Source organism: Izhakiella australiensis (assembly GCF_002006995.1).
GTDB classification, from domain to species: Bacteria; Pseudomonadota; Gammaproteobacteria; order Enterobacterales; family Enterobacteriaceae; genus Izhakiella; species Izhakiella australiensis.
Genome location: NZ_MRUL01000008.1, coordinates 185307 through 200759, shown reverse-complemented (window position 1 = coordinate 200759; position 15453 = coordinate 185307). Strand labels below are relative to the sequence as shown.

The window sequence follows — 15453 nt, the reverse complement described above, 5'->3', positions numbered from 1 at the left end:
TCGAGGTAACAGGAGAAAGCTACAGAAAGAAAACGTCGAAAGCAGTAACCCAGCAGTCAGTTAAGAAGTAACTGAAAGGCGGCCAGAATAGTTGACGCGTACCGGCCTGAGTAGTTGACGTCTAATATGCCGGAGCTGGGGGAGGTTTCGGGCAACTTACAGGTGCCTTTGATGCGCAACCGGCGACGGCCAGCGGCAACATCGTCACGAAGGCGATTATTTTCAAGTCTGGCATGGGTCAATTCCCTGGTGTATCTGGCGTCAAGCTCTGCCACTTCGCGCTGCTGACGCTGCATGGTGTTTATTGTGCTCAGTCTGGCCTCTGACAGCTGCACCAGTTCACGCTGCCTCTCGAGAGCATGGTGATAAGTATCGCGGTAGTGCCACGCGGCGGCAGACAGAATGAAAATCAGCCAGCCGGCAGCCACGGCAGTCCACCCTTTCACGCTGAGCATTTTCAGACCCCGGCCAGGTCAGTTGCCTTAACGAAAACATCGAAGCCGTACGGCTGGCTCCCGTTTTCGTGTCTGATGACAGCCTCCAGCAGCGGGACCATTACCCGGCTGTCCGTCACGTCAACCGGCTGGTCCGCCCCGACACCCACTGCCATCGCCACGCTGCTGATATACGCCGGCGTGTCGTTCTCATCCGGTGGCGCCCAGCGACTGATTATCTGGCTGATGGTTTTCAGCCCGTGCTTACGCTGGTAGTTGCGCAGAATGATAATCATCGCACGGATGCCGTACTCCGGCGCGGTGAACTGGCAGAATGATTTGTCCGTACACTGTGATGCCGGGATAAGTCCTTTCCAGTCGTCGCCACGGCGGATATTGCCCGGGTTGTTGTTGCGAATGCCTCTACCTGTTGTCATTGTCCACACCTAAACGATTACCAATAAAACGCAGTGCGAAAGCGCGAAAAGCATCCACACCAATAAAACCAGTGCCGCCACCTATCGCAATTGAGATGGATTTCGGCCATTCCAGATACTCCAGCGCGGAAGCAAACGTCAGCGTCAGCGCACCACACAGCAGTCCTTCCAGTATCATCTTCTTCCAGCCTCCGCCCGTGTAGGCAATGCGCAGTGTTGCCATGATTACGGCCATGAGTACCGCACCCATTGGGGTCTCTCCCCGCCACCAGCCCTGTAAAAGCTCGAGCAGGCCCGGCCAGGAAGGAGGGTTATTGTGCATTTTCATTCTCCACCTCCCGGACGGGTGGTGCCGTTAAAATAAAAAAGGCCACGCATCAGCGCAGCCCCGAAGTGGTGCCAGATGGCGTCTGGCGGCGTATTACCGTATCTGATATCGTTAAATCGTCAAAAGTAACCACATCAAATATGGAGAATTAAATGGAATTATTTATGGTTGACCGTCGCGGAGTATACTCAACAGGCGATGTCGTTATGCCTAAGCGATTCACTGATATCAGTCCCGCTGAAATGTCATCGCTGGTAGACAAACTTTTCCCTTGTGGACTTGCTCCACAAGGAGAAAGCTACTTCATTAACAATGGCGCAAGAATTCACAAAAAAAGCGAATTTATTGACTGGGGACTTGAGTTTTATCGAAGGGGAGTCTGCCCAGAAAAACCATCTCAATATACATCACTCTTTGCATGGGATAGTGTAGAAAAAGCCAGAAAGTTTCGACTTACGGACGGAAAACCATCCGATAAAATTTTCGCGATCCATACAGATAACTAGCATCGCGGTGACATGTCGCTATTACATAATAACCATACGGTTCTGGGATTTACCAACACAATGAACCTTTACTGGTCAGGAGGTACTTATAACTCAGAGCCAGTCTGGGAATTCATCTGCCCCCTGCCAGTAACTATCGGCGCGGAAATTGCTGATTAGTCATCTTCGTCCCAGTAAAGACCTTTCGCTGCACAATGGAGACGATGGGGATATCTATAACTTACCCTGACGTTACCAACCATCGCACCGTTTTCTTTAAATGCCGCATCTCCGCTTTTAAGCTGTGATAAGGCATTTTCAAGCGCAGTTATCGCTACACAGGTGTCTTCACTCTCAACATACAGTGTAAAACCTTTAACTTTCGAGTCCCAGGTTACAGGCTTCAAATTTAGTTGATGATGATGTGGGTTCATCTGCTCCTCCTGTATAAACATTATTCCGGCTTTAGTTCCTGAAAAAGCACTTCGATCCCCAACTTTTCAGCCAGAGCATATTCAGCGCGTGCGCCAGCACTACCACGCCAGCCGTCAGGCAGATAAATCGCATCGGCGCATTGCAGCATCGTCAGCGAAATCGCCATGTAATCAGCGTCACTAAGCCCGTCGGGTAAAAATGCGGTATTCAGCGGAATATCACCGGATGCAGTAATTTCCGCGGCCGCTGCGAAAAATGCAGCACGGTTATAATCGGGCAGCCCGGTCATCGGGCCGGCAATATAGGTTTTCATGCGGCGGGTTCCTGAAATAAAAATGCCCGGGCATGTACCCGGGCTGTCATGGTCGCGATATTGATGGGGGTAAACAGCGTCAGCGGATAACCTGCTGCCGCAGCTAACTACCGGCGGCTGAATTCTGACACGAAATCAAAAAAGCCCACAAAAAATGAGCCTTATCAATGAGTAATCCTGAATGCTGAGATATAAAATTTAATAAACTGCTGAAAATGATCAGTTCTGCTTAACTTTTAACTTTACTGACGTTTCAAAAAGAGTAAATATTACTCCCGCAGTACATAGCATTTCCCTGGTGTTGGCCAATGTGGCACCCCGCTTTCATCTACTGTCTGACCGGACGTTATGACTGCGGGGATTTTTTTATAAGTAAAATTATATTAGTCGCATTTACTTAAGTACGCCACCTGCCCCAAAGCGTAAGCGGAACCCATACTTAGGTATAACCATCAAACAATGATTACATAAAGATAACATCATTATAATTAGCATCAAATATACCAACGCTGCTAATTAATTCACTTCCGGTGTTAATTCTGTTCATATCAATAAGAGACGGTCATATACCAGGCAAACTGGCAGGGCGTGAAATGAAAAAGGCCACCCGCAGGCAGCCTTTTTAATTTAGTGTTGGTTAACCGATAGTTTTTAAATCGGTTTTGCGTTGTTTCTTCTGTTCCTGATAGAAGTTTTCATGAGAACCCAGACTTAGCAGGTATAACTCAATTTTGTCTTCTACCCAACTGTATCCCAGCAAGGTAAGCTGGTTATTAAGCTGAAACTTATGCACCCGAAGATAGCTTAAATCACCTTTCTTTTTTTCACCCAGTAACGGGTTACGGATGATTTTTTTCAATCTCATCTTCAACTACACGCAGCAGTGATTCAGGGAGTTTATTAAGCACCTTTTCAAAACGGCGGCTCTGGTAAACATCAATATCACTTGCCTGTGGTCCTTCGGACATAACGCGTTACCTTATTTTTACTGACTTCGCTTTGAGCCAGTAAGGTTTCGCTGATGAAGCTGTATGGCAGGTCAGGGTTGTCTTCCACTATCCGTCCAATTTTTGCCCAGTGCTCAATCTGCTTCGGAACACTGCGACTTTCAGCATCAGCATGAACCCTTACGTCTTCAACGAAATCATCGTCTAAACGAATGCTTACTGCCATGGCGAACCTCTCTCGGGATTTGTATTACATGCGGGGCGGACGCATACGCTGAGAAAAGCGCAAGCTCATTATGCGATATTTTGTCGCGCCACGCAACATCAGGAAGCGGATTTAACAAGCAGGTATCATGCGGCTTTTAAAATTGGTGGAACCCGATGGAATCGAACCATCTACGCCAGAGTTCCAGAAAAAGCCCCACACATTTCTGCCGGGGCTAATTTTTCGATTTGGCGCTTTAACAACGCACGCAACTTCAACTGTTAGGAATAATATCCCGGCTAGACGAACGGATTTCATTTATCGCTGACAGACTCAATCGCTCAAAAATATTTCTTACGCAAACAAATCTTGCCCCGTTGTTTGCAAAAATTAATGCTCAACGAACAGTCAGTAAAAAAGACAAAGATCTATTTGCTGATTTCATCAAATCACTACCTGAGCAGGCTGACGATCCAGAACTATCCATGCCTCAAAATCTTCGGGGAAAATCGGAACAATAACTCCAGCCATTGATGAGATGAACGTTTCAAACTTTCCGTTTGGCTCAAAGCATGCCTTCGCCAGCATATATCCTGAGCATTTGCTATAAAGCAAAAAATTTTCATGTATGAGGCTTTGCTCTGGACTTTCAGAAGATAAGCGATACCTGCCCATAAATGTAGTTCCCCGTAGATAAAAAACCCCGCACAGTGGCGGATTTCTATGATAAATCAATTATAAATCAGACAAGCGCGACTACAGGTGTAGCCCTGTCGATAGAAATATTGATTAGTTGCTTAATTGCCGCGCAAACTTCGAAGAACCCCCCGGCTTTGGTGATACCTGCAACTGCACTGTGTCATCGCCTGACCCAATGGATGCATAGAGGAACACATACTCGTATCGAAGAGAAATGCTCACTCCATGTCTGTAACCTCCGGTCATAGGCGAATCATCCAACGTTGTAGCAATCACAAAGTTCAGGCTGTAATTTTCATCCATTTGTAAACGAGGAAGTGGAGTTACCTCAAATTTGCCAGGCACGGACCATACGCCTACTTCAACATATGGATGAATTTTCCCTTGGGAGTCGGTCCAGGAGTTAGCTGGAAGGGATAGTGATTCCGCATATTCTCGCAACAAATCACCCGCTTTATCCTGCAAGCGCTCACGAAGTTGCCACTGTGTCTCAATTAACTTCAGGTATTTTTCTTTCAGATCTTTAAATGTCGTGTCCATGCCATTCACCAGACAATTTTTAAACGGAATTAGCATGATAATGCACCTTATCTTAAACCACACAATTTACGAGTGTAAAAGAACTTGGTTCAGAAACGACAAAACCCGCTCGATGACGGGTTGGTTACAACTCTGACAAAATATCAAATTAGATTCAAATGTATGCCTTTTATTCTACTTTTGCAATAGTTTGGTTGTAATTAGCTGCCTTTTGTTGTGAACGTGATCGCGTTAATGTGTACAGAGCATCGCCGTCAAGAGCTGTGAATATAGCTTTAATTGCATCCCAGTGACCGCCAAATGTCTTATACCAGTTCTTCTCGTCCATGCCAGTTAACTCAGCCATCCTGACGCCAGTGTATTGCTCTTCGCCATGAATGCCTTTTCGTACATCCTGCGCTGCCAGCCAGATGAGAGCCTTCAGACGCTCCCTTGTTTTGCCCGCAATCTTACGCGTGCCCAGTTTTGCTCTGAACTCTGCCCACGCCCAGCAGGTGATTGTTTCCTGGTGCTCCCAGCGGATATTCCCGCTGTAACTCCACAGCAGCCAGGCCCTCTGATGTTCTTCCAGCACCATCACCGCCCGTCGCCATGATGCTGTTGAAAACTCAACAGGCTGCACCAGCGGGATATGAGAGCCTTTTGCGTGGGATTGCTTACCGGGAACCGGCGGATTATCCAGGGAAATTATTTTCCCGGTTACCTCATCCCGGACACGCATTTTTTTTCGCTTATACCGGTCGGTGTCATACTGCGCATGCTCCAGCCAGGCCATCATCTGCCCTTTTGTTGCGCCGCTTAAATCAGCGGTAGCTGTAATAATCTCTTGCCGTATATATTCCAGAAACTGTGCACTCATTACCTCTTCCTCACGGACGTTATAACCCGTGGCTGAAAGGTGTCGGGATGCCACTATGCTCATCAGTTCGGTTTTGGTTTCAGTGCTCATAACTTGCTTTCACTTCTTAGAATGGATTGAGTGCGCAAAACTGCCTCAGCGTGGAACAGGCGAAGCTCTTCACGGGTGTAATCGGTTTTAATCCGTCCATCAACCGCCGCGTGGCAGCAATCACATCCCCAGGCAGCCTGTGTATCATCTGGCTTACACCCGATGCCGCAGGTTCCTGCCAGACGATAGTGAGTCAGTACTGTAGTTTCAGGATTAAAACTGCAAATACCCGGAATTCTTATCTGGCATTCACGCCCGCAGGCTTCCTTTCGAAAATTCACAGATCGAGACATTGCTGACCTCCCCCCTGGATAATTCGCTGGCGTTTCTGGTACTCAGTCGGGACACTCAGCCAATGAGCGGCACGGATCGTACCAGCCTGCTCTGGCGTGTGAATAATGCGGCGGTTGGTACGCGGTAACACGGCACTTGCAGGGCAATAATCATTCGTATCGTGGCTGCAACCGCGTTTATGACCACGCATACAGATGCGGTAACACCCGGCGTTTGTGGCACAGCCAGAACACATCGGAGCATCGCAAGTATAGGGTTCAAAGGGGGAGATCAACTCCGGTTCTGATTTACGCGGGGGATAACTGCTTGTGGCTTAACCCCTATTTTTTTAGCAATTTGTGTCTGGGTAGCTAACCCACTGATTTTTGTTTTTGCGTGTTCTTGCATTGATAAGTCCTCTCGGTGAACACCAATCAAATTACAAGAAACTAATTATTTAATCAAGATACTTTTACAGTGATAAAATCAAGGTGTTCTTGTAAAATGCTCGCTATGAAAGACACAACCAAAGAAACATCATCCTTTAGAATCAACCAGCTTCTGCATGAACGCCGCTGGAGCCAAACTGATCTTGCTAAAAAACTCGGCGTATCCTCACAGGCGGTTCAACAGTGGGTTAAAGGAAGCAGCTCCCCCAGGGGGAAAAATCTGGCTAAGTTGTCGAACTTAACTGGTCTCCCTGAGCATTGGTTCTTTATGGCCGCAGATGAAACCACCGAGGCTTTGCAAATAAGCTCTCCGGGAAAAATCTTGGATGCCCGCCAAGAGCGGTTAATTGAGCTGTTTGAACAAATGCCAGAAGCAGAAAAGGATCATATGGTTAGACTATTTGAAGAAAAAGTTAAAGAGTATGAAAGGCTTCTCTCAGAACTTATTGCATTGAAAAATAAAACAAAATAAAAAAATCGATAGTTAGTTAGAACCGACAAATTGTCGGTTTTTTTATATCCGCCCCAAAAAAACAAACATTTTCTTGGAATTTAACCTTGATCTTAACAAATTACTCTTGTAAGTTAACCCCATCAACGGCAAGCAGCTAATGCGATAAGGCAAGGAAAGCCCACGAGAGTAGCTGCCGGTGGCATACGAAGCACCGGATGAATCGCGAGAAATACGGCACAGCAGGCTGATAAGGGTAAATGTTCTGATGGTCCGGCAAGACGGGCGAGGTATGACCAATGTTAAATTTATCGAGATGAGGGAATTATGAATTTCATAGAGTTGCCACTGGAAATCCAAGTTATTGCAGTTAAGACGTTTGCAGATAAGTACTCGCCGCGTCCGGGGCTAGTTGAAACTAATAGAAACGAGCCAGCAAAATCACTGGCCCAGGAGATAAGAGATGCATTTATTGAGTTTTATTCTCCTGCTGGATCCGAGTCAATTCAGAACGGTAGTGATCCATCAGGAGAGTAAATGCACTGGCTGCATCGCGTGGATAGCCAGGCTTCCCTGCTCGGGGTTAGTTAAAGGGTTTGTTGTATCAGACATAAAATTTCCTCTTTGGTAGTAGTGACTAAGAGGATACCACGCGCCGGGCGTGGCTAAAATTCCCGGCATATTTTAAACAAATTTAGCCGACTGTGGGGACGGAGAACCGACCGCTTATCGCTGTGTGCATAAAGTCCATGATTACCGCCCACAGTTAGCTAAATACCCAAGCAACGAGGTATGACCAATGCCAAGTATTATTCCTAACAGCGGTAAACAGGTTCAGTTACGTAACAACCGTACTGGATCCGTATGGCTCGGATCTTATAACTACATAAATCAGCGTTATCACTTTCAGCCTGTCGGCAATGTAAAAGCTGTAAGGCGAGAATTTGAATCAATGCATATTCCCAAAGAATTTGAGTTAGCAGGAACACATTAAAATCCCAACACCAGGGGAATATATGCAACAACTCCTATTTGCATTAGTTGTCTACACATGTCCAGTGCATGAAACATGCAAAGACGCAATTTATGAAACTTATGAGTCTAAAGAGGAGTGTGAAACTGTTATTTATGAGATGCGTATTTTTAACGGAAATTGTTACGAAGTAGAAAGTGTCATCCATAAGGAATAAATCCCTTTACATGTTCATAGGCGTTAATGTGTGAGGTTTTATAAACACGAATATATACAGGAATAAAGATATGTTTGAACTTAATGAATTTCAATCAACAGTATTACGTCAATTTATCGATTCCCAATGGAGTGACTTTGTTAAACATTGCGATGAGGTAGGCAATGATGGGCTATCACTCGCTAACGAAATTAGCGTAGCGATTGGCGGCGAGGAAGAGTAGCCGTAAAAAGGCCCGCACAAGGCGGGCCAGTCTACCGGCTTAACGTCCCGGTGACGGCGGAGCCAGCGACCAAACCGGCCCCAGCGAGGTATGACCAATGGCTTCCACCACTGGACACGACGATTATAACATCACGAGGTTAGCATGCAAGCAGCACTCCCATCCCAAATTAAGAAAAAACTGTTCGTAATTGCTGAAAAGTTTTCATGGGAAAATGAATTTCACATCCGAATTACTGATTATGAACCATCTTATAATGATAAAACTCTGACCATTCTTCTAACCACTCATGAAGTATCGGTGGATATACCCTCTATGGATTTAACGCATGCTGAAATTGAAAGTATGGAGAAAATGAAAGCAGATATTGCTAATAAAACAGAGGGGAAAATCCGACTAATTGATGAACAAATTCAGACATTACGCAGCATAGAAAATAAATAAGCGAGGAATGACCAATGGCATTATATATTTGTGGATTCATACCAAAGAAGTCAGCATTACCCAACGGAACCGTAGCACTTGCTATTGCAGTTGAGGCTAAAAATGAAAAGCTGGCCGAAATGAAAGCCTCTGTCGCATTAGAAGAAAGTTTTCCAGACTCAGGAAATAACTACTTCAAACCTAAAATTAGTCTTCATCGTGACGGCGTAGAGCATCCATCTCTTAATGAATTCGATGAAGAGTGGATGTCAAATCATACATGGAATGAAGAAAATAAATGTTTTAATTCAATAGTAGCAGAAGATCCAAATAACAAAGAACCTGCCGTTATTTTCGATCTCCCTGCTGATGTGCGAATTGCCTATATCGTCATGTATGGCGCAGTGCCGGAAACTGTAAATCAGGAGTATTTGTCAAACGCCTACGACATGCTGAATGACGAAGAAGCACCGGAAGATATTCGCGCGGTGATAGATGGCCTTTGCCGCGTTACCGCCGTTAAAAATATGTTCCCTGCATCCGTTGATAATTTGCTTACCGCCCTCCGCGCCCGAACGCCACCGGATGACAACCCCGATGATGTACAGGCGTTTGCTGAACAATGGGTAGCAACAAGACCCGGAGAGCGGGAATCAACCGAGCGTCGTACCTACGACTTGCTTGATCTGGTAATAGCATTAGCACTTAACAGTGTTAAACGCGCCGATGCCAAAGCTTCTGACGTGAAGAATGCCCGTGCGCTTATCAATGGCCGAGATCAGACCTGGCGAATGTGGAGCGCGTCACTGCGGGTTATCGTAGATATTCTGGATGTCGATGATGAAACAATTTTCGATCTGGTATCCGCTGGTATGAAGTCCGATACATTCGCTACCGATGCTGCTTTACGTAAGGAATACATTCGCAAATTCCTTACAGAACGCTGTGGTATGGTTTTTGAGGATACCATCCAACCCGTCCGTGGCGACGAGAAACAAGAAGTTGAGGGTACGCCGCAAGCCACCTCAAATGAAGGGGAAAAAACGAAAGTACGTCATTTGGGTGGTGGGAAATTCAGCATTGACGGCCTGACTGGTTCGACCAATGAATCAGCAAACGATACCGACGCTCCAAATGAAGCAGGAAAACCAGTAACAGAGCACTCTGATGAACAAGTAAAAATATCGGAAGCTACCCGTGTGGTGGTTACTGCGCCTTGTGACATTGCCGCCGACAATTTCCAACAGCGTGCAAGACTGGTTGAAAAAGAAATTGCGGATCAACCTCAGGATATTCAGGACAACCTCAGTCTTTGGCGCAAGCTCCACAGAACCGACGAACGATTCACCAAAGCATTTGCAACGAATGGCGGTGGCACATCGATTAACGGCACCTACATGGTGATGCAGGCTACCAGGGTACTCGGTCCCCAGGGTATCAACTGGAAAATTGAGATTCTGGAAGAGCGTTTTGATAATGGCGCACCCATTATGCGCTCTGTTAAAGGTGCAGATGGTAGCTTCGTAAAAGAAGTGATCCCTGATGGGGCCGGTGGCTACCTGACCGAAGTAAACCACACAACAAAAGTACGCCTGTGGTACGTGCTGGATGGTAAACAAGGCGAAATTTTTGCCTATGGCTGTACTCCCTATATTTACAACACAAAAAACGGGCTTATCAGCGACGGCGAAGCGCCAAAAAAATCACTGACAGACGCAACCAAAAAGGCACTTTCTCAGCTCGGCTCCTCTGCTGATGTATTCCTGGGTCTGTTTGACGATCAGCAGTATCGCCAGGAAAACGCTGCTCAATTCGCCATCGAGAATGCCGGTGAAAAAGCCGGGGATACAGTACGTCTCCGTAAAACACTCGACGAAAAAATTACCGAAGTCGCCAATACCATCGAAAGTGCAGTTACGCCGAATGAAGCCAAAAAGGTATATGAAACGATGGCCCGGGAAGTTGACGTTCATCGTAAGAATGCCGAGAGCACCGGCGATATCCAGCATTCCGATTACCTGAAAAAGCGTCTTCTCAGCCTTCACAAGCTGACCGAAAAACGTATTGCAGAACTGGAGCCGCAATCATGATTACAGCTATTTCACTGGCAGCAGATATCCGTAAATTATTCGAACTGTCCCAGGAATCTGACGAGCTGACACCTGAAATGCTGGCTGATACGTTTGAAGGTCTTGAAGGTACGCTGGCCGATAAACTTGATGGCATGATGGGTTTAATGCGTGAGTACGAAGGCCAGGCGGCAACGTGCAAGGTAGAGCGTGAGCGAATCGCTCAACGGGAGAAACACTTCAGTACCTATGCAGCCAGCCTGAAAAAATACGCTCTGCAATGTCTAATCGCCGCTGATAAGAAATCGTTAAAAACTGATTTCAATACCTTCTCCGTTAAACCGGGTTCAGTAAGTGTGATTATCGACAACCAAAACGCTATCCCCGATGAGTATGTCGATGTGGAAACTATTGTCGCCCCGGATAAAGCCAAAATTAAAAAAGCAATCAAGGAGGGCATTGAAATTCCAGGTGCTCATCTTGAAACAGGATCACCTTCACTCGCAGTTCGCTAACTGATTTTTAGAAATCAAAACCACACCGGCCAGCGCGTTAACCTGTTGGCCAGTCGTATCGAGGTATGACCAATGATTAATAAATGGGTGCGTATTGAAAGAGCAGCCGAACTCACGGGATACAGCCGATCAGCGATATACGAAAAAATCAATAAAGGGGTATGGGCAGAAGGAAGGATCTGGCGACGTGCTCCAGATAACAGGAAGGTAATTAATCTTGAGGAGTTTGATCGATGGGCGGAAAGCAAACCGATTCAGTAATGCCACGGGGAGTAGCCATCCACGGAAAATCATTGCGGATCACATTTCACTATAAAGGGCAGAGATGCAGGGAGTCTCTTGGCCTCTCCCCAACAAAATCAAATATAAAGTATGCTGCTGGTAAATTAGCCGCCATCAACCATGAAATAAAGAGCGGGGTGTTTTCATACCCCGCACACTTCCCTAAATCTGAAAGAGCCTTACAATTTGATGGACGCTGCAAAAGGTCAGGTATTCGTCTAAATGCACTATGCGACGAATACAAAGTGTTGAAATATACTGACATCGGTCATGCTGCACAGCGTCGGTACGATATTGCATTCGACCAGTGCCTGCGCATACTCGGCCCTTCACGTCTGATCGATGCAATATACCCTGAGGACATAATGCGCCTGCGTTCTGAATTACTTAACACCCGTGCAGCAAGTACCACAAACCATTACATGGCAGCAATGCGGGGATTCTTACGCTTCGCTGAACAAAATGGATACACCAGAAATAATTTAGCTGATGAGCTTCGTCCGGCTAAAAAGTCAACCTCAGACCCGGCTCCCTTTACTCTCGAAGAATTCAAGAGAACTCAGGCTGCATGTACACATGAATCCCATCGAAACATGATAACTCTGATGGTTTATACCGGTATGCGCCCCGGCGAAGTCAGCGCCTTGGCTTGGGAAGATGTCGATCTGGTTAAAAAAACGCTGACCGTTTCAAGGGCATACTCAGATGGCCAGATGAAAAACCCCAAAACTGATGAAATCCGAACTATTCAGCTTTCTCCTCCAGCAGTGGCCGCACTGTCAGATCAGAGAAAATTTACTGCGATGCTTCCCGCATTGCGGATAAAAATGGAAGAACTGCATAAAAAACCAGAGGATATTGATATTCACCCTGTATTCTTACCAGCGACGACATGCAGAAATAATCAGTTTAATATTTTGTACCGAACAACTAGCATACGAGTGTTGTGGCAAAACATAGTACGGCGCTCAGGGATCCGCTACAGGACTGTTTACCAACTCCGGCATACATTCGCGTGTTGGAATCTGACGGCACACGGTAACATTGCATTTATCGCTAAACAGATGGGTCACGCTGACTACTCGATGTTAATCCGTGTATATGGCCGCTGGATGGAAAATGAAAGTGGCGCGGAAAATTTACGGATTTGGGAATCGCTGGAAGCGATGGGGCATGATGAAAAAGCCCCAATAGCGCCCCAAGAAATAAAGAAGAGAGCTTAATACATTGAAAAATAAAGAAGAAAATGGCATTGAAGCCCACACCCCGATGATGCAGCAGTATCTTAAGCTAAAGGCGGAGCATCCTGACATCCTGCTGTTTTATCGTATGGGCGATTTTTACGAGCTGTTCTATGACGACGCTAAGCGCGCTTCGCAGCTGCTGGAAATTTCACTCACCAAGCGCGGCGCCTCGGCGGGCCAACCTATCCCCATGGCGGGCGTTCCCCACCATGCGGTGGAAAACTATCTGGCCCGGCTGGTGCAGCTGGGTGAGTCGGTAGCCATATGCGAGCAAATCGGCGATCCGGCGCTCAGTAAAGGCCCCGTTGAGCGTAAAGTCGTGCGCATCGTCACGCCCGGCACCATCAGCGATGAAGCGCTGCTGCAAGAGCGCCATGACAACTTACTGGCCGCTGTCTGGCAGAGCAGCCGCGGCTTTGGCTATGCCACGCTGGATATCAGCTCGGGTCGCTTTCGCCTGGCGGAACCGGCAGACGAAGAGGCAATGGCCGCAGAACTACAGCGGACAAATCCCGCCGAGCTTCTCTATCCTGAAGAATTTTCGACCAAAGCGCTGATTGAAAACCGCCGCGGCCTGCGACGTCGACCGCTTTGGGAGTTTGAAATCGACACCGCGCGTCAGCAGCTCAACTTACAGTTTGGCACCCGCGATCTGAGCGGCTTCGGCGTGGAAAACGCCGTCCAGGCGCTGCGGGCGGCAGGCTGTCTGCTGCAATATGTCAAAGATACCCAGCGCACCGCCCTGCCCCATATTCGCAGCCTCACCATGGACCGGCTGCAAGACTCGGTGATCATGGATGCGGCAACGCGCCGTAATCTGGAAATCACCCTGAGCCTTTCAGGCAGCGGTGAGAATACCCTGGCAGCGGTGATGGATCGCACGGTAACGCCAATGGGCAGCCGGATGCTGAAACGCTGGCTGCATCAGCCGGTGCGCGATATAACCACGCTGAATCATCGCCAGCAGAGCATTGGCGAACTGCAAAATCTCAGTATCGAACTGCAACCATTGCTGCGTCAGGTCGGCGATCTTGAGCGTATCATCGCGCGGCTGGCACTGCGCAGCGCCCGTCCGCGCGACCTTGCTCGCATGCGTCATGCGTTTCAGCAGTTACCGCAAATAAATCAGCTACTTGATTCATCTCAGGTAAGCCATCTGCAAACCCTTAAGCAGCAAACGGGCGAGTTCACCGAGCTGCGCGCACTGCTGGAACGCGCGGTTATTGAAGCGCCGCCGGTACTGGTCAGGGACGGCGGCGTGATCGCGCCGGGCTATAACGCCGAGCTGGATGAGTGGCGCGCGCTGGCCGACGGCGCAACCGACTATCTCGACCGGCTGGAAATTCGCGAGCGTGAAAAGCTGGGCATTGATACGCTTAAGGTCGGCTATAACGCGATTCATGGTTACTATCTGCAGGTCAGCCGCGGCCAAAGCCATCTGGTGCCGATCCATTACGTGCGCCGCCAGACGCTGAAAAACGCCGAACGTTACATTATCCCGGAGCTCAAAGAGTACGAAGACAAGGTTCTGACTTCAAAAGGCAAAGCGCTGGCGCTGGAAAAACGCCTGTACGATGAGCTGTTCGATCTGCTACTGCCACATCTGGAAGCGCTGCAGCTGAGCGCCGCCGCGCTGGCGGAACTTGATGTGCTGAGCAACCTTGCCGAGCGCGCCTGGACGTTGAATTACGTAAGGCCAACGCTGGTCGATAAGCCGGGGATCCAGATAACCGACGGACGCCATCCGGTGGTGGAGCAGGTGCTGAAAGAGCCGTTTATCGCCAACCCGGTGCAGCTCTCTCCACAGCGTCGCATGTTGATCATTACCGGCCCGAATATGGGCGGTAAAAGTACCTATATGCGCCAGACCGCGCTGATCGCCCTGATGGCCTACGTTGGCAGCTATGTCCCGGCAGCATCAGCCACCATCGGGCCGATTGACCGCATTTTTACCCGCGTCGGCGCCGCTGACGATCTGGCCTCAGGCCGTTCAACATTCATGGTTGAAATGACCGAAACCGCAAATATTCTGCACAACGCGACTGAGTTCAGCCTGGTATTGATGGATGAAATCGGCCGCGGCACCTCAACCTATGATGGGCTGTCACTTGCCTGGTCCTGTGCCGAAAATCTGGCAAACAGCATTAAAGCAATGACGCTGTTCGCCACCCATTATTTCGAACTGACTACCCTGCCGGAAAAACTTAGCGGCGTTGTCAACGTGCACCTGGATGCGGTTGAGCACGGCGATACCATCGCTTTTATGCATAGCGTACAGGAGGGGGCAGCCAGCAAAAGCTATGGCCTCGCGGTCGCCGCGCTGGCCGGGGTGCCGAAAGAGGTCATTAAGCGTGCACGTCAAAAACTGCGGGAACTTGAAGCGCTTTCTGGTAACAGCGCGGCCACTTCAACCGAAGGTTCGCAGATGCAGCTGCTGGTAGAAGATACCTCGCCGGCGATGGAAGCGTTGCAATCGCTGGATCCGGATTCCCTTTCACCGCGTCAGGCGCTGGAGTGGATTTATCGTCTGAAATCGCTGGTCTGATCGCTAACCTTCGGCGC

22 protein-coding genes and 1 pseudogene are annotated in these 15453 nt (G+C 48.2%); 12 read left to right on the top strand and 11 right to left on the bottom strand.

The features are described 5' to 3' along the window. Positions 1–56: 56 nt before the first annotated feature. The 3 genes from BTJ39_RS13460 to BTJ39_RS13450 are packed head-to-tail and all read right to left on the bottom strand — an operon-like array spanning position 57 to position 1199. Positions 57–455 (bottom strand): lysis system i-spanin subunit Rz, encoded by a 399-nt coding sequence (locus BTJ39_RS13460; RefSeq protein WP_078003211.1) that lies wholly within the window; start codon positions 453–455, stop codon positions 57–59. A 2-nt stretch (positions 456–457) separates the two neighbouring features. Further along, entirely contained in the window at positions 458–871 is a 414-nt protein-coding gene (locus tag BTJ39_RS13455; RefSeq protein ID WP_078003210.1) for a structural protein, read from the bottom strand. Beyond that, positions 858–1199 carry a phage holin, lambda family gene (locus BTJ39_RS13450; RefSeq protein WP_078003209.1) on the bottom strand — a complete coding sequence of 114 codons (342 nt, stop codon included), beginning with the start codon at positions 1197–1199 and terminating at the stop codon, positions 858–860. The genes BTJ39_RS13455 and BTJ39_RS13450 overlap by 14 nt, the downstream gene beginning before the upstream one ends. 152 nt (positions 1200–1351) lie before the next feature. Here BTJ39_RS13450 and BTJ39_RS13445 point away from each other — a divergent pair, with 152 nt between their 5' ends. After that, positions 1352–1705, top strand: coding sequence for a hypothetical protein (locus tag BTJ39_RS13445; protein WP_078003208.1), 354 nt, complete (start codon positions 1352–1354; stop codon positions 1703–1705). Positions 1706–1860: 155 nt separating this feature from the next. Here BTJ39_RS13445 and BTJ39_RS13440 read toward each other — a convergent pair whose 3' ends face one another. From BTJ39_RS13440 to BTJ39_RS13410, 8 genes and pseudogenes are all read right to left on the bottom strand, one after another. Beyond that, positions 1861–2118, bottom strand: coding sequence for a hypothetical protein (locus tag BTJ39_RS13440; protein ID WP_078003221.1), 258 nt, complete (start codon positions 2116–2118; stop codon positions 1861–1863). Positions 2119–2138: 20 nt separating this feature from the next. After that, positions 2139–2432, bottom strand: a complete 294-nt coding sequence (locus tag BTJ39_RS13435) for a DUF4406 domain-containing protein (protein ID WP_078003207.1) — start codon at positions 2430–2432, stop codon at positions 2139–2141. Positions 2433–3069: 637 nt separating this feature from the next. Then, a pseudogene (locus BTJ39_RS13430) lies at positions 3070–3400 on the bottom strand (type II toxin-antitoxin system RelE/ParE family toxin). Beyond that, positions 3375–3605: a ParD-like family protein gene (locus BTJ39_RS13425; protein ID WP_078003206.1), complete on the bottom strand. Its 231-nt coding sequence runs from the start codon at positions 3603–3605 to the stop codon at positions 3375–3377. Before BTJ39_RS13425 ends, BTJ39_RS13430 begins: the two are co-directional and overlap by 26 nt. 423 nt (positions 3606–4028) lie before the next feature. Then, the gene (locus tag BTJ39_RS24585; protein WP_139356353.1) at positions 4029–4259 is read right to left on the bottom strand and encodes a hypothetical protein; all 231 of its coding nucleotides are present in this window, start codon (positions 4257–4259) and stop codon (positions 4029–4031) included. A 114-nt stretch (positions 4260–4373) separates the two neighbouring features. Beyond that, positions 4374–4859, bottom strand: a complete 486-nt coding sequence (locus BTJ39_RS13420; protein WP_241825910.1) for a hypothetical protein — start codon at positions 4857–4859, stop codon at positions 4374–4376. A 133-nt stretch (positions 4860–4992) separates the two neighbouring features. Then, positions 4993–5682, bottom strand: a complete 690-nt coding sequence (locus BTJ39_RS13415; RefSeq protein ID WP_078003220.1) for a bacteriophage antitermination protein Q — start codon at positions 5680–5682, stop codon at positions 4993–4995. An 86-nt stretch (positions 5683–5768) separates the two neighbouring features. Continuing rightward, the gene (locus BTJ39_RS13410) at positions 5769–6065 is read right to left on the bottom strand and encodes a DUF1364 domain-containing protein (protein WP_078003205.1); all 297 of its coding nucleotides are present in this window, start codon (positions 6063–6065) and stop codon (positions 5769–5771) included. A gap of 493 nt (positions 6066–6558) precedes the next feature. Between BTJ39_RS13410 and BTJ39_RS13405 the strand changes: the two genes are divergently transcribed. The 11 genes from BTJ39_RS13405 to mutS all read left to right on the top strand — a co-directional run bounded on the left by BTJ39_RS13405 (position 6559) and on the right by mutS (position 15436). After that, positions 6559–6966 carry a helix-turn-helix domain-containing protein gene (locus tag BTJ39_RS13405; RefSeq protein WP_206744994.1) on the top strand — a complete coding sequence of 136 codons (408 nt, stop codon included), beginning with the start codon at positions 6559–6561 and terminating at the stop codon, positions 6964–6966. Positions 6967–7272: 306 nt separating this feature from the next. Beyond that, on the top strand, positions 7273–7482 hold the full coding sequence (locus BTJ39_RS24580) for a hypothetical protein (protein ID WP_139356352.1): 210 nt from the start codon (positions 7273–7275) through the stop codon (positions 7480–7482). 262 nt (positions 7483–7744) lie between these two features. Next, positions 7745–7939, top strand: a complete 195-nt coding sequence (locus BTJ39_RS13400; RefSeq protein ID WP_078003203.1) for a hypothetical protein — start codon at positions 7745–7747, stop codon at positions 7937–7939. A gap of 22 nt (positions 7940–7961) precedes the next feature. Beyond that, positions 7962–8135 (top strand): DUF1482 family protein, encoded by a 174-nt coding sequence (locus BTJ39_RS25415; RefSeq protein WP_139356351.1) that lies wholly within the window; start codon positions 7962–7964, stop codon positions 8133–8135. A gap of 70 nt (positions 8136–8205) precedes the next feature. Continuing rightward, on the top strand, positions 8206–8358 hold the full coding sequence (locus BTJ39_RS24880; RefSeq protein WP_158233129.1) for a hypothetical protein: 153 nt from the start codon (positions 8206–8208) through the stop codon (positions 8356–8358). A 144-nt stretch (positions 8359–8502) separates the two neighbouring features. Further along, positions 8503–8802 carry a hypothetical protein gene (locus BTJ39_RS13395; protein WP_078003202.1) on the top strand — a complete coding sequence of 100 codons (300 nt, stop codon included), beginning with the start codon at positions 8503–8505 and terminating at the stop codon, positions 8800–8802. 14 nt (positions 8803–8816) lie between these two features. After that, on the top strand, positions 8817–10871 hold the full coding sequence (locus tag BTJ39_RS13390) for a hypothetical protein (RefSeq protein ID WP_078003201.1): 2055 nt from the start codon (positions 8817–8819) through the stop codon (positions 10869–10871). Then, positions 10868–11365 (top strand): siphovirus Gp157 family protein, encoded by a 498-nt coding sequence (locus BTJ39_RS13385; RefSeq protein ID WP_078003200.1) that lies wholly within the window; start codon positions 10868–10870, stop codon positions 11363–11365. Before BTJ39_RS13390 ends, BTJ39_RS13385 begins: the two co-directional genes overlap by 4 nt. A 72-nt stretch (positions 11366–11437) precedes the next feature. Then, entirely contained in the window at positions 11438–11626 is a 189-nt protein-coding gene (locus BTJ39_RS13380; RefSeq protein WP_078003199.1) for an excisionase, read from the top strand. After that, positions 11599–12870, top strand: coding sequence for a site-specific integrase (locus tag BTJ39_RS13375; RefSeq protein WP_078003198.1), 1272 nt, complete (start codon positions 11599–11601; stop codon positions 12868–12870). The genes BTJ39_RS13380 and BTJ39_RS13375 overlap by 28 nt, the downstream gene beginning before the upstream one ends. A 46-nt stretch (positions 12871–12916) precedes the next feature. Further along, complete coding sequence (mutS, locus tag BTJ39_RS13370; protein WP_078003219.1) at positions 12917–15436, top strand: DNA mismatch repair protein MutS; 2520 nt, start codon at positions 12917–12919, stop codon at positions 15434–15436. The last annotated feature ends 17 nt before the right edge of the window (positions 15437–15453 follow it).